Genomic DNA, 275 nt, shown 5'->3' on the forward strand with positions numbered 1-275 from the left:
GAGGATCAGCATAATGCCGCTGGTAGTCAGCAACACCCGTGGTGAGGCCAACAGCTGTCTACCGACCTCATCAGACATTTCGCCTTCATCGTTCATCCGGGTAACGATAATGGCCGCCGCAACCGCCAGCAGTAATGACGGGATTTGCGCGACTAAGCCATCACCTATCGTCAGCAGAGCGAAGCGCTGAAAGGCTTCCCCCATGCTCAGGCCATGCTGGAACACGCCGATGCTGATACCACCCAGCAGGTTGATCACCAGAATGATCAGACCGG

General features: G+C 56.4%; 1 protein-coding gene. It reads right to left on the reverse strand.

Translation table 11 applies throughout. The features are described 5' to 3' along the window. A partial coding sequence (locus R0J87_RS20155) for an FHIPEP family type III secretion protein (RefSeq protein WP_498888472.1) occupies nt 1-275 on the reverse strand: 275 nt, incomplete at both ends.

Source organism: Halomonas sp. SIMBA_159 (assembly GCF_046536035.1).
GTDB lineage: Bacteria > Pseudomonadota > Gammaproteobacteria > Pseudomonadales > Halomonadaceae > Vreelandella > Vreelandella venusta_A.